The 13,837-nt window shown below is 48.2% G+C and carries 10 protein-coding genes; 1 reads left to right on the top strand and 9 read right to left on the bottom strand.

Features of this window, described 5'->3' with window-relative positions; all coding sequences use genetic code 11:
• Window positions 1-84: 84 nt before the first annotated feature.
• The 4 genes from KEHDKFFH_RS17040 to KEHDKFFH_RS17025 all read right to left on the bottom strand — a co-directional run bounded on the left by KEHDKFFH_RS17040 (window position 85) and on the right by KEHDKFFH_RS17025 (window position 6,214).
• Window positions 85-2,046, bottom strand: a complete 1,962-nt coding sequence (locus tag KEHDKFFH_RS17040; RefSeq protein WP_241956547.1) for a type I restriction endonuclease subunit R — start codon at window positions 2,044-2,046, stop codon at window positions 85-87.
• 112 nt (window positions 2,047-2,158) lie between these two features.
• Window positions 2,159-3,241, bottom strand: a complete 1,083-nt coding sequence (locus KEHDKFFH_RS17035; RefSeq protein ID WP_104323016.1) for a restriction endonuclease subunit S — start codon at window positions 3,239-3,241, stop codon at window positions 2,159-2,161.
• Window positions 3,234-4,718: a type I restriction-modification system subunit M gene (locus KEHDKFFH_RS17030; RefSeq protein WP_104323015.1), complete on the bottom strand. Its 1,485-nt coding sequence runs from the start codon at window positions 4,716-4,718 to the stop codon at window positions 3,234-3,236. The genes KEHDKFFH_RS17035 and KEHDKFFH_RS17030 overlap by 8 nt, the downstream gene beginning before the upstream one ends.
• The gene (locus KEHDKFFH_RS17025) at window positions 4,715-6,214 is read right to left on the bottom strand and encodes a type I restriction-modification system subunit M (protein ID WP_104323014.1); all 1,500 of its coding nucleotides are present in this window, start codon (window positions 6,212-6,214) and stop codon (window positions 4,715-4,717) included. The genes KEHDKFFH_RS17030 and KEHDKFFH_RS17025 overlap by 4 nt, the downstream gene beginning before the upstream one ends.
• A gap of 126 nt (window positions 6,215-6,340) precedes the next feature.
• Between KEHDKFFH_RS17025 and KEHDKFFH_RS17020 the strand changes: the two genes are divergently transcribed.
• Window positions 6,341-7,075, top strand: a complete 735-nt coding sequence (locus KEHDKFFH_RS17020) for a DNA-binding protein (RefSeq protein ID WP_146084232.1) — start codon at window positions 6,341-6,343, stop codon at window positions 7,073-7,075.
• Between the two features lie 241 nt (window positions 7,076-7,316).
• Here KEHDKFFH_RS17020 and KEHDKFFH_RS17015 read toward each other — a convergent pair whose 3' ends face one another.
• The 5 genes from KEHDKFFH_RS17015 to KEHDKFFH_RS16995 are packed head-to-tail and all read right to left on the bottom strand — an operon-like array spanning window position 7,317 to window position 13,790.
• On the bottom strand, window positions 7,317-8,168 hold the full coding sequence (locus KEHDKFFH_RS17015; protein WP_104323012.1) for a thymidylate synthase: 852 nt from the start codon (window positions 8,166-8,168) through the stop codon (window positions 7,317-7,319).
• On the bottom strand, window positions 8,165-8,602 hold the full coding sequence (locus KEHDKFFH_RS17010) for a hypothetical protein (RefSeq protein ID WP_104323011.1): 438 nt from the start codon (window positions 8,600-8,602) through the stop codon (window positions 8,165-8,167). The genes KEHDKFFH_RS17015 and KEHDKFFH_RS17010 overlap by 4 nt, the downstream gene beginning before the upstream one ends.
• On the bottom strand, window positions 8,595-10,463 hold the full coding sequence (locus KEHDKFFH_RS17005) for a site-specific integrase (protein ID WP_104323010.1): 1,869 nt from the start codon (window positions 10,461-10,463) through the stop codon (window positions 8,595-8,597). Before KEHDKFFH_RS17005 ends, KEHDKFFH_RS17010 begins: the two co-directional genes overlap by 8 nt.
• Before the next feature lie 2 nt (window positions 10,464-10,465).
• Entirely contained in the window at window positions 10,466-12,574 is a 2,109-nt protein-coding gene (locus tag KEHDKFFH_RS17000; protein ID WP_104323009.1) for a site-specific integrase, read from the bottom strand.
• Window positions 12,567-13,790, bottom strand: coding sequence for a tyrosine-type recombinase/integrase (locus KEHDKFFH_RS16995; RefSeq protein ID WP_104323008.1), 1,224 nt, complete (start codon window positions 13,788-13,790; stop codon window positions 12,567-12,569). The genes KEHDKFFH_RS17000 and KEHDKFFH_RS16995 overlap by 8 nt, the downstream gene beginning before the upstream one ends.
• Window positions 13,791-13,837: the final 47 nt, after the last annotated feature.

Below are 13,837 nucleotides of genomic sequence, written 5' to 3'. Positions count from 1 at the left end.
TCCTTGGCCAGCTCGGCGGCCATAGCTTTAAGTTTTTCTTGGTCCAATTGCGTACCCACGATGGTATCCTTTTGAAAAGATTACTCAGTCGTGGGCAGTTACACAATTTGGTTTACAGCCTCCTGGATCTTTGTAGGACTCAATCAGGTCTTTTTGTAGTTGGTCATCTCCGTCAATCTCTTGCCAACGCTGAAAGTCCTCCTCCGTTATCGGTAGTTCTAATTCTTTGTTCCATTTACGCCAGTCTCTGTTTTCCTTCCCATCTTTGCCACCGCCTTTCGCTTTAATCGGAGCTTGATCAACGTTCATCACCACTTCGACGGCATCAAAACCAAGCTTCTGACCAAGTAGGTTATACATCTGAACACAGGCATCCCGGTCGTAAACAACCACCATGCCTTTCAGTTTTTTTGGCTTCACGTGGCTGGTGAAGTGCTCAACGATATCGTCGCTTATCGCTTCCATGCGCTTCGGGGCTTTCAACATGACTGCCAGTTTGCCCGCCCGCGTGGACAGCGCCGTTTTTTCGTCGTTGTCCAAACCGTGTTCTTCAGCTAGTCGCTCAAACTCTTTGTCAATAGAGGCTCTGTCGACGCGAAGTTCCGCCAAGCGCGGTTCGAATTTCACCGGCACGGTAGCCCTGTCGCGGATGGACTGCTTGTAGCTGTAGCGATTCATGTATCTGCCGGGGTCTTCGTCCGCACCAAACAGCTTGAAGGTGTTTCGCTCGATGCTTGAAATCGGCGTGCCTGTCAGGCCGTAGAAGTGTGCATTCGGCAGGGCCCAGCGCATCTTGTCACCAAGGGAGCCCTCTTGGGTCCGGTGCGCTTCGTCGACCAACACAATGATATTGTCCCGGTCATTCAGGCCTTCGAGATTACTTTCATCAATTTCGACATCCTGGAACTTGAAAATGGTGGTAATCAGAATGCCCCGGCTGTCTTGCTCAATATGCTCGCCCAGTTTCTTGCAGCTTTGCACCTTAACGAGGTTCTTAACGTCGGCACCGCCAAATGTTTCGTTAATCTGACTATCGAGATCTCGCCGATCTACCACCACCAGAACGGTGGGATTCTTGAGGTTATTGTCGGCTCGCAGCATGCGGGCCGCGTAAAGCATTAGGAGGGACTTACCAGAGCCCTGGAAGTGCCAGATTAGACCCTTTTTGGGGTAACCGCTTTTGACGCGTTCGACGATTTGCCTGGCAGCTTCGAATTGAGGGTAACGAGGAAGCAGTTTGATGCGTTTGGGTGGCGTTTTTTTGCCGGTCTTGACGGTTGAAAACAGAGCGAAGGATTCGAGAATCTGAAGTAGCGTTCGAGGGTTCAATAATCCTTCGACACTGGCAAGTACCGACGCCAGGCCGGTGAGCTGATCTTCTTCCTGTTCAGTAGTGTGCCAGGGCCCCCAGTCCTTGGGGCCAGCGTTTATCGCACCATAAGCAAAGGTCCGACCTTCGGAGGCGAAGCACAGCAGGTTTGGGACGAAGAAGGGTTCGGCATTCTTCCAGTAGTGCTTAGTACCACCGATGAAGTCGGCAGCGCCGTCCTGCCAGGTTACGCTAGGGCGTGTTGCGGTTTTCACTTCACCAACAACCAACGGGATTCCGTTGATATAGAGAACGATATCGAAAAAGGCTTCCGTCGCGGCGATATAGTGCACCTGCTGCGCCACGACAAAGTGGTTGTTTTCGATGTTGTCGAAATCGATCAAGTTAATGGTGATGTGGTCGCCATTTTCGCCGAAAGGTAGGGTCTTCTCAGCCATCAACCACTCTTGGAAATTTTCGTTGGCCTTCACCAAACCGGTATGGCGAGCCTCAAGTACCACCCCGCGTAGCTTGTAAATCACCTCGTCGGCATAATCTGGCTTCGTAGCGATATCTGGGTTTAACGAACAAAGGGCGTCTTTTAGCCACTCATCAACGAAAATATCCTGCGCTTGTTTCGGCAGGCTCTCGCCGTGACAGTAAGTCCATTTTACACCGCCTAACTCTTGTAAGCGGTCAATAATTCCATTTTCTGTAACGGTTTGTTCGTTAAACATTAACCCACCTGCTTGAAGTATTCTGACTTAATGCTGGCAGCGACGTTTGCCAATTTTTTATTATGTTCTTTAGCTATTTGTATCTTCGTGTCAAATGCCCGAAGCACTTCTTCTATTTTTTTATCCGGGCCAGAGGAGGAAGTAAAATTGGCAAGCTTTTTAAACTATTAGGGTTGATGTTGGCTTGACTTACTCCAGGTGTTGCAAACGCCTTTAGCCTATACTGAACAAGCGGGAGGTTTAAATATTGGGTTAAGTAATAGGGTGTCAGCCTTTTTTCGTCTGCAATTAAACGAATAAGATAAGAGGCGAAAAGATACTCTCCTTCTAGCTCAAAAAGTCCTGTTCTTCCGACCCATTCCATACTGTTGGTTCGATTAAATACAATATCGCCATGGTTAAGCACGTATTTTTTAGCACCCTCAGGCGACCAATCTAGGTACTTTAGGTCGTTGGGGTCTACGTAACCATTAGTAATATTCATCATTCTTAAAACGGGATAACGACCATTGGCCTCCAGTGATTCGGAAAGGCCATACTGGCTACTTTTAATAACGTCCCCAACAGACAGCAATTCCCATTCATCTGGAAAAACAGCACGTTCTCTCCCAAATAACTGCTTATACCAGTTCCCTTGTAGCATAAGAGAGTATGCCGTTAGAGTTTTTGCCTGAGTTAACTCATTCACTGTGTTTTCAGATTCACGAAGCGCATTCTCTGCTGCCTTTAGAATAGACAGGCAACCACATTGGGGGTAGGAAGGTACAGAAATTTTCAGCTTCGAAAGCACAGAAAATTTTGTCCTTGGCGACAGCGATCCAGATGAGTTTTGCACAGCCCAGTTCCACACGGGTGCTGACTGGATTATGTGATGTATTAATTCGGGTGAGACGGCAGCGTTCGGCTTGGGTTCCATTACAATAATATCGCCAGAACAGATTCCATCAAATTCAGCAACAGCCGCTTTCTTAAGGTATGGGCGACGCTTACCAAATAGGATATGACCTTTTTTGAAGGCCCGAGTAAAACTCGGATTATCTTCAGCTATCGTTCCCCAGCGTTTTATTTTGAGAGAACCCGAATCTAAGTGCTCTAAGCCAATATAGCGTTCGTAACCGTCAGCAATTGGATCCCTGGAGGTAATTTTTACTTCGCGACAAATTTCTCCGAATTGAACGGTTTGCCTATCAGTCATTTCTCTCTACCTCATAGTCTAGCTTGGCGAGGCTATCGAATAGTCTTTTCGTCTGTTTTTTCATCTGAATGCGGCTGACTTCCCACGCTTCGATGGCATGTTCAATATCATCTACTTTGTCGTCACCGTGGGCTTGGATGTATAAAGGAATCGAAAGGTTGTAGAGGTTTTCTTTGACCACGTCGACGCCCACCAAAGCGGTGATGTCTTTTTGCGTTTCGGGCCTCAAATAAGCCTCACCCAAGACTGCCAAATCATTATCCGACAGGCGGCTGTGGGCACGTTCGCGAGTGACATGATCGACACCGTTGATAAACAACACTTTGTTTTTGCGTTCAGCGCACTTATTGCTGTTCAGCACTACCACGCAAGATTCCATCGGTGAGTTGTAAAACAAATTCGGCCCTAATCCGATTATTGCCTCGATAATGTCTGATTCGACCACCTGTTTGCGAATAGCTTGTTCGGAGTCACGGAACAGCACGCCATGGGGCCAGAGCATCGCAGCGCGTCCAGTGTCAGGTTTCAGGCTTTTAATAATGTGTGCGAAAAACGCGTAGTCGGCGCAGCCTTGTGGAGGCACTCCGTAGAGATTACGGCCATAGGGGTCTGAGGAAAATTTGTCACGGTTCCATTTTTTTATGGAGTAGGGCGGGTTGGCAAAAATGACATCAAACTGTTTGAGCCGATCGTTCTCAATAAACTTGGGATCGCCGAGCGTATCACCTCGCAGAACGTCAAATTCCTCAATGTCGTGGAGGAACATGTTCATGCGGGCGATGGCGGAGGTGAGCAGGTTTATTTCCTGACCGTAGAGTTTCACTGATCGCCATTCCTTACCGTGGCTTCGAAGATCCATAACTGCGTTTAACAGCATGCCTCCGGTACCACAGGTCGGGTCGTAAGCGGTCTCACCTGGCTTCAATCCCATTATCCTCGTCATCAGGTGGACTACGGTTCGGTTCGTGTAGAATTCGGCAGCGGTGTGGCCCGAGTCATCTGCAAATTTTTTGATCAGGTATTCGTAGGCTTCACCCAGGTCGTCCTGATTGACCGATTTGATACCTAGCGGAATTTTGCTGAAGTGCTGGATCAGGTCTGCGAGAAGGTGGTCAGGAAGACGCTCCTTGTTTGTCCATTGGGCATCACCGAATACACCATGCAGTCTCTCGTTCTTAGCTTCGATGAGCCTGAGGGCACTCTGGATCGCCTCACCAATATTCTTGCTGGTATTACGGACCTTTTCCCATCCGGCCTCTTCCGGAATATCGAACCGGTGAAACATGGGCATTGTGGCGTAGTGAGCATCACCATCGTTCATTTCCAGTGCTTCTGTGTACTCATCCAAATAGACGTCGGATAGGCGCTTATAGAAGAGCAGAGGGAAAATGTACTGTTTATAGTCTGAGGCATCGATCTGGCCTCGGAGAAACTCCGCAGCTCCCCAGAGAAGGTCTTCCAGCTGTCGTTTGTTCATAGTTCGAAGCCCCCCTGTACTAACAGCTCCTCAAGCTCTTGCTCTGCTTTTTCTAGGGCAGTCAGTTGTTCCTGAAAATCCTTCAAAGCTTCCTCGACAGAGATGGACTCTTCCTCAAGAGGCTTTTGAACGTATCGAGCAATGTTTAAGTTGAATTCGTTCTCTTCAATTTCAGATAGAGGTACCCAGCGAGCCTCACCTTCAAGTGGTTCTCCGGCAGGACCAGAGGCCTCCTGATCGCTGTAGATTTTGAAGATCTGATCCGCTTGAGCATTAGACAGGGTGTTCTGCGCTCTACCCTTGGTGTAAATCTCCTCAGCATTGATGATCAGCACGTGGTTTAGGTGATCGGCTGGGCGCTGTTTGCGCAGAACCAGAACGCAGGCAGGTATGCCTGTCCCGTAAAATAGGTTAGGCGCAACGCCGATGATGGCCTCGATCCTGTTGTCTTGCAGAAGCTTTGTTCGAATTTTGCCCTCTGCGGCTCCTCGAAACAAAACACCATGAGGGAGGACAACGGCCATGCGACCTTGGTCCTTTAGGGAAGCAAACATGTGTTGAACCCATGCGAAATCACCATTGGTTTTCGGAGCCAGTCCGTATCGATTTCGGTCGTGAGGGTCGCTCGACCATAGGTTGTGCCCCCACTCTTTGAGACTAAAAGGTGGGTTGGCGATTACGCAGTCGAACGTTTCGAGGCGGTCATTGATCAAGAATTTGGGGTGCCGGAGTGTATCGCCTCGCACGATGTCGAAATCTTCCTGGCCGTGCAGGAACAGATTCATTCTTGCGATGGCCTCGGTGGTCAGGTTCTTCTCCTGCCCTTTAATGCTAAGCAATCGGGGATCTCCGCCACTCTCGCGAACGTGGTGAATGGTTTCGAGCAGCATGCCCCCCGTACCACAAGCCGGATCGTAAACACTCTCTCCTGCCTTGGGATCGAGGATGTTCACCATTAGCCTGACGATGGTTCGTGGCGTGTAGAATTCACCAGCTTTCTTGTTGGCTTTATCGGCAAACCGCTTAATCAGGTATTCGTATGCGCGCCCCATGTCGTCATCGCGAACGCTGCGAACACCCAGATTAACCTGGTTGAAGTGGTTCAGTAGCGTGGCCAGCAATTCATCTGGCAGACGGTCTTTGTTGGTCCAGCTCGCATCCCCGAATATCCCGTGGAGCTTGTCGTTCGCCAGCTCAATGCCGCGAAAAGCGTCCTTGAGTGCCTGGCCGATGTCTTTCGTCTGCTCAAATACATGCTGCCAGTGGCACTCAGGAGGAATCTGAATGCGGTGGAACATGCTCTGGGCGGCCAGATCTCTGTCTCCAACCTTCTCCATGGCGTCGGCGAACTCTTCGTCGTAGACGTCACAGATTCGTTTGAAGAACAGAATCGGGAAGATGTAGGTCTTGTAGTCAGAAGCGTCGATGGGGCCGGTGATGATGTGCGCGGCGTGCCAAAGGTGGGCTTCGAGATCCTTGAGGTTGATCAGTGTCATGCTTGTTCTAAGGTCCGTTACTGCTCGAATCGGAGGTGAGAGCGGAAATATTCAGCACCCTCAGAAGTGAGGTTTTTCTGTTGAGTTGATAGTAGCAAATACGCACGGCGGATGGTTGGATGAGTGGTGAATCAGTCCGTAGGGGTGCTCACGAATCACGGTTTCTCAGAAGTTTACTTTCTTACTTACTTACTTTCTTACTTTCTTATTTTTTGGTCTATACTGAAAAAGCCAGCAATAGAGGAGGTCAACGCGATGCGCCCGGCAGATTTTAGTGATGAAAAGATCATCGAGGCAGGGAAGCGCCTGCAAGTGCAGAAGGGAAAAGTAACGGGTTATGGTTTAAGAATTGAACTTGGTGGTGGAGATCAGAATCGCCTTATTTCAGTTTGGAGAAAGTTCGCAGAACAAGAAACTAAAGAAGCGGTGCAGGATACGGAACTTCCGCCCGAGATTGAGGAATTGCTTGATAGCGCGGGCCAAACGTTGCTATCCCAACTTCGTTCGGTGACGGCCAGTATTCATCAGGCCGCAACAAAAAACGCCGACCGGCGTGTTGCAGAGATTACTAGACAACTCAAGGAGTTGGAAGAACAGACCGATGCCGAGTTGAAAGATGCTGGAATTGTTATTGAAAAGCTTGAATCCGAATCGGGCGAGTTACAGCAGGAATTGACAAAAACTGAGGAAAAACTTGCATCGGCGCTAGAGGAGGCGAAAAAGTACGAAATGAAAGCCTTTCAGCTCGAAACCCAGCTCAACGAAATGAAGGGTGTGGAGGAATTGATAAAGCGACTCGAGGCATTAGAGCAAAGGGCCACAACTGAAACTGTGACCCCACCACAGGAGGCCGGTCATTGAAATGAGAAGCGACACAGACTAATCAATTACCTCTCGGTCCAGGAGTACTTGCCGTTAGAGCGGTTGGGTGAAACGACACCGTATGTGGCCCTGATGACAGAATGGCACTGCCCACGAGCGTGGCAGGGAAGTCTGAGAGACTTTCAGCGTATGCCTTCTGTCTGCTTACCTCGTGCCAGAATTGAAGAATAGATCGGTCCAAAGAATCGTAAACTGCTCAGTGCCACGCTAGAAGCATTCTTTACTCGGAGAACGGATATTTTATCGGTCCATGATGCTTGTAACCTGTGACAGTAAAATCATCGACGGTTACCCAAGTTTCAATATCCTCTAAAGATTTGATGTCGGGGTTGATGTGGAGTTGAGGCGACGGATAGGGCTCACGCTTGAGCTGTATATCGCGAAGCATCGGTAGCTGGTCCTCGTACACATGGCAATTGACTAGGCGGTGATAAGCAGCCTTGGGTTTGTTGCCGGTTATTTGTGCAATGAGTGCTAAGAGTGTAAAGACCTGAACTTGGTTGAAGTTTAGGCCAAGTGGAACATCACAGCTTCTCTGATAGGAGGTCAGATAAAGGTCCTTGCCTAAGAGGGAAAAGGTATGTGTATGCATACATGGGCGGAGGCAGCCCAGGTGAAACTCACCGGGGTTGTAAAACGAAAGAATCTCCCCTCGGTCGTCAATACCTTTAGATAGGTTGTCGACTAGCTTTCTCAGCTGATCAACAGTTCCCCCATCAGGTTTGGCCCACCGACGACCCTGCACGCCATAAACACGGCCCATGTCGTCTTCGCCTTTCCTGTTCGGGTTTTCAAGCCAAGCTGGAGTCTTGTTGGCATTTGCGTTCCAAGTGTTGCATCCAATGGCTCTGAATTGGGCAGCATTGTCGTAACCACGGAGATAACCGAGCAATTCAGCGATAGCGGCTTTGTAGAAGCTTTTTCGGGTGGTTACAAGGGGAAATTGATTGTTTTCAACATCGTAATCGAGTGAGGCATCGATGACAGTAAGGCATCGCTTGCCTGTTCGGTCATTCGTAACCCATACGCCTTCGTCCACTATCCGTTGACATAATTCAAGGTATTGTTTCATTCTTTCCTCGTATGATTTTGAATTTTCATGCTTAATTTTCTTTCAAGAATTCGTATTTCAGAGTCGCGTCGTTTGAGCTGGCCTTTCAATCCTAACGCTTCCTCAAATAAGACGGCGTTTTCTGTCAATAGATCCCGGACTCTTTTCCGTAACAACTCGACTTCGCTCTTCGGTTTCGGCACTGTAGCGGTTTTTTCAATTGAGCTTTTTGCGCTCTTCTTTATTGCTTTCAACCGCAGAACCGCCCATTTCCGTTTGCGAATTGCGCCTTCAGAAAGTTGGCAAAGTTTTACCAGGTTATCCATGGTGGGCTTTGTCACACCTTTCTTAACATCCCTTTGAAGAGTGTCTAAGGCATCTTCGATTGCTTTGTCGTTTTTGTCCTGCTTGGTTTTGATGCTCTCTACTAGTTGAACTGGCCGCTTGTCAGTCATCACGCATTCCGCCTTCGAACTTTTTAACGTGCTTACCCAGTTGCTCAGCCAGGCCAACCCAGATGATGGCTTGCTCTGGGCTTTCCCCTGCTTTTTCTTCCGCGTGCATCTGGCGGTCTTTGAGAGCTGACGAGCACCCCTCTGAAATCACATGATTTGGACAATCGGGGTCGCACGAGAAATCTCCATAGCAGGGCGGTGTTTCTTGTCCGTTGTCCTTTTCAACAAAATTGTGCGTGCATACGCCGATTGATGTGGGCATGAGGCTGATATTGGAATTCGCCAACCGGGAAATGTACTTAGCTCTTTGTTCTCCGAAAAGGCCAGCGCCCTTGAACCAGGCGTCAATCCGATACTTGTGTTGCGCGCCCCCGCCTCCTGCGAATTTCTTGTCCGCACCGAAGAGATCGGTCAGAACTTCCTCGCGGGCGATGGCCATGCGGGACTCAATGCTGAGCTGAAGGTCTCTCTTGTACCCTCCATAACCTGCTGTAACCTCGTTAGGCATCCGCTTGAAGCGACTATGGAAGTGCTTCAGTTGTTTCGAAATAAAAGGTAAGCCTACCTCATGTTTGGCAAGTTGATGTGTCAACGTCTCCCGGCATTGATGAACAGAAAATTTGTAGCCATTGAAAAGGCCTTGATGATCGATTTTTTTAATCCAGCGGATGAAGGTGGTGTTAAGATTCGAATAACCTTGACCTCCTTCTCGCACGACTTCTGTTGGAGAGGAAAATAGGTATTCGTTCCCGGATTGCTCACATGCGTAATTCAGGATGTCATGGGCATCCTCAACCAGGGGGATCGCTATCCATCGATCTACGGCTGGAGCGCCCTCATGTCTTCGCTTGACCACTTTCGAGACAATGTATCTGATGCCATCTGCATATGCCAAAGCTCCTCTTCTTATCAGCTGAGCCTCCGAAAATCTCATGCCCGTGAGCAAGAGAATTATAAGCATTGATGCTTTGTGGGCTTCGTTGTACAGATTTCGAACTTCGCCAGGAGTGTACCCATATTCTTTTTTGTATTTTTGCTGGAGATTTTCCTCGTCGCGACCTCCACCCCACACGTAATATTCCAGTGGGAGCCTCACATTGGTGAACTTTTTGACGATTTCTTTTCGAGCTGTGTTCGCGATGGTTCTGTCGTGAATCTCGCAATTTATTGCTACTTTGAACTCGGAAATGGCGCGCTTGCAGTGGTTTAAAAGGAAAATAAACTGTGCATCTGATAGGGTGCCGATCCCTTCGTGTACTGACTGTTCACTCCAGTTGATGGATTTTGAGTCAATATCTGAAGATTGTAATGCAAGCCTCCGTGGCAGGTTTCGCTGAACAATCTCGCTCGTAAGTATGCGCATAGCGCGTCTCAGATGGTCTGGGCGGCCTCCGATGTGTGGCGCATGACGTTTGAATGTTTCAAAACTGATATCAGCAAAAGAGTTTATAGAGAAGCCGTCCTTTTGTTCTTCTCGAGTGATGTACGAGCCAATTTTGGCCAGCTCCCTTACTCGTCCTTTTACAGTTTTTCCATCGACGGTTGTTTTTGATGTTTTAGAGTGTTTGAAGAGTTTTGGATAAAAAGCATAGATTGCAGAAGCAATCTTTAGCTCTGAAACCATTTGCTCTGTGAGACAATAATCATACTTCTCTTTGTGGTGTCTCGATGATTGTTTGAAGCCCTTCCAATCGATCATGCTGCTTTTTCGTCCATTGAATCGGACGTCATCTGATAGCAGGTACACCCATTGGACGTCTTGAAACTGTGAGTGCCAAATGGGAGTAGCAGGGTCAAACACAGCATCGCCAATTTCAAGTTCGTTTACCGAAGGAAGGCCTTCTTGTTGTATGAGTCCCATAGCTAAAGCCCCTGGTATACGAGGTGGTCGAGTGCTTCATCGTCTAGCTCTGAAGCCAAAAATTCCGCTTCTTTCAAGACGGTTTCCGGGTAGTGTTGGCCCGGAGTGATGAGGGTTTCAATTACGGTTAATATTTCCCCGTATAGAGCCTTTCTCCCCTCCATGTTCTTTTTATCTTGAAGGAGCACTTCTTCGATTTTCCACTTATAGGCAATGATCTTCGGTAGGCCATCCTCTGTGATGATTGCTTGCTCGCAGAGAAGGCACATATTCCAAAATTTGCAAGGTGAGCCCTCAATGTGATTCGTGAGTTTTCTAACCGTTTCGCTTGGATTGAAGGCATCTTTGCAGCCGGTTCCACATAGTGTCTCGGTGTAACCTGTGCTCCGGATAGGCATTCTGGGGGCAGGTTGTGTGTTGTGCGTTTGCTCAGAAATTGACTCTAGAGCAGGCTTAACAACTTTTATGAATTCAGCGTCAAGTGCCCGTTCGTTCAGATAATTCGCAGTGGTGCTAATACTTTCGTGGCCAGCGACTGCCTGAATAGTGAAAATATTAGCTCCCTCTTTAACCATATTGTTTATAAGAGTTGACCGGAAGCGGCTTATATTGAACGTAAAATCCTTTCCTAGAATCTCGTAAAGACCATTCTCTTTACAAAATGCTTTGTACCAACGATCTGAGCCAGAAAGAGCGGGGTTTGACTGTCGCTCAGTTAAAGACGGATAACCCCAAATAATATGGGTTACGCCGCTTTTGTTGTCGTCAGCTGATCGAAACCAGCCGTTATGCTCGTAGATGAACAGCCTATTTTTTGTTTCGCCTTCTGCGCGATCCCTTATCCTTTGTGTGAGTTTGATGGCTAACTCGATTAGTTGTGCGACCTGAGTTTGCTTGGCGTCTTCGACAAAATATTCAGCATCCTCGAGTAAAGCGACGTGTAGCTCTCGATTATCGGTTCGGTTCGCGGAGCCTGACCTGGGTTTCGTGTAACGGATGCATGGCCGATTGGTAAGGGGGTGTTTGGCTATATAGCTGTCCAAAGTCAGTGAAGCGACAGACTCTGCATTAAGTCCGGTTATCCGGCAAAGTTCTGCTGCAATTGGCAAGATAAGCCGCTGATCCACATATGGCCATACTCCTATCTTCACGAAAAACTTCATGAGGAACGCTGAAGAGTAGCTTCCGCGATGCATTTTCGAAAATTGAAGCATTCGCAAGGGGTCACATTCGAATCGCTCTTCAAATTCGTAGAGAGCGCATTCAAAGCTGCCCGCTTTGCTGTAGATTGGAGTTAAGCCTACTGCCTGCTCAGGAGAGCAACCCATGTCGAGGCGACCACCTATGGTTTCTCTTGCCACTCCGTAATGTTCGGCAGCTTGTGTGAGAGAAGACCATTCAACACCCTCAACATTTATGGCTTTGCCACTCCAATATTTTTGGTTTTGTGGAGCAGGATCCAGGTTTACGCATTGTCTGTGTGTCCAGCCTTTTCTGTTTCTACTTGCGATGGCGGCGGCACGCACTCCAAACAGTAATGAGGCCTCCTTAGGAGTGAAGCTTTCGCCATCGATGAATAGCGGATCAGTATTACGAGGACGACACCGAATTCCTGCATTCGATCTTCTATAAGGCTCAATGACGTTCATTGCATGTTGAATACACCTGCCGAGAGCAACGTTAATGATTTCTTGTTCCTGCTCAGAATATGGCGCTCGCGTGTCAGTTTCCGGGAGGCCCTTGAACATCGGGGCGTGGTACACAATGTGGTCTGTAATGCCAAGTTGGTAGGTCCAGTCCATGGCGTATCGGACAGTCTTGTATACCGAGTATCGAGATTTACTTGAAAGCGAGGTCTGCTGTTTGTTGAGCCATGCTGTGAAACGTATTAGAGCATCCGTTTCCCAATACTTCCCAACAAAGAAGCGAGGATCTGAACGAAGCTCCTCATACCCTGCGCCAGTATCTTGAACAAACTTTACGTACCAATTTCTTGCGAATGTGATGCTGCTGAGAGGTTTCTCCCGTTGAATCATGGAAAATATCCATTCCACCTCACGCATGGGGGCCAGAGTCGTCGCTTTCGGAACCAATCTAAAAACATTAGGCATTTCTGTGCCCCCTTTTTTCCGTGTGCTTCAAAGGGGGGAGAAATGTCGCTTTCCTGATGTCCTCAGCCTCATGGAGTCTGTTCTGCCTGCTACCCTCCTCGGTGAGTTTTTTGAGAAGCGCAGGTGAAATTTGGGTGTAAATCTCGGTAGTTCCGAGGTGGGAGTGACCGAGCACTTGTTGGACCGTCAACATTCGATCTTCGTAGTCTTTGCCGATATCTGAGCCTAGGATTGAAAAGGCAGTGCCATGTCGCATCCAATGCGTCGAAAATTCATCACCCACATCAGACCTAACAACTGCCGACTTAAACTGTTTTGATGCGTTGCGAGTGCTCCATGGCCTCCCGTTTGCCGTTAAGAAAACAGGTTTGTTTGGGTCATTAATTTTCCAGGCTTCCGCAAGTCTGTATTCGACGGAGTTGTGATATTTTCTTATCCTGTTTAAGACGGCCCGCGATATTAGAGTGATTCGTTCTTTGGGGGATCCAGCACGGCCCTTTGACCCGCGTATGTACAAGGGGATGAACTCGAACCCTTGGTCTCGAAACATTGAATCTGGCGGCAGGTCTGATCTTTTAAGACCAGTCAGTTCTGAAATTCTAAGCCCTGTGTCGTACTGAGTGTGGAACATGCAGCGCTCACATTCGTTATGCATGGAATTCAGTAACTGAACGATGTGCTCCGGTGTGATGAATTTTGGCGACTTTTTGTGGCCTCTTCTGGCTACGTAATTAAGATCGTTTGTACGTCCCCAGGGAGAGTCGGCTGTTTCTCGAACCCTGCCTCCCTCTTTCGATGTTAGCCATGAAAGGAACGCCTTCAGAGCCGCCTCACGCGAGTGAAGAGTCGAGTTCCCAACCCTGCCTTTCGATAGCTGATACTCGTGCCACTCCAGGACGTCTTCTCTTGTTATTATTTCGAGAGCCTCATCAATTTCTATGTTCGGGTATTGACGTGTTTGTTCCAGCCAAGAGCAAAAGTATTCGATTGAGCGACCATATTGCTCAACTGTCTTAGGTGATATCGATGTCCCTGATGCTTTAGAAAGGTACGACAGCCAGCGATTGGCATGGCGAATGGCTTTTCCGTTTTTGTCGCTTAGCGATACGATCATGCGTTTTTGATTTGCATACGACAGAGGAAAAGCTTCCCCAGTTGATGAGATGATAATCTCGTGCGGTATGTTCTTCCCTTCAACGATGATCATTTTCGCCATTATATTAGGTCTTTAGGATTGTTATTACAGTGTAATGATGTTTTAAT

This window comes from Marinobacter maroccanus, from assembly GCF_002933275.1.
Classification (GTDB): domain Bacteria; phylum Pseudomonadota; class Gammaproteobacteria; order Pseudomonadales; family Oleiphilaceae; genus Marinobacter; species Marinobacter maroccanus.
The sequence above is the reverse complement of the archived record's forward strand: the minus strand, read 5'-3'. Positions and strand labels throughout refer to the sequence as shown.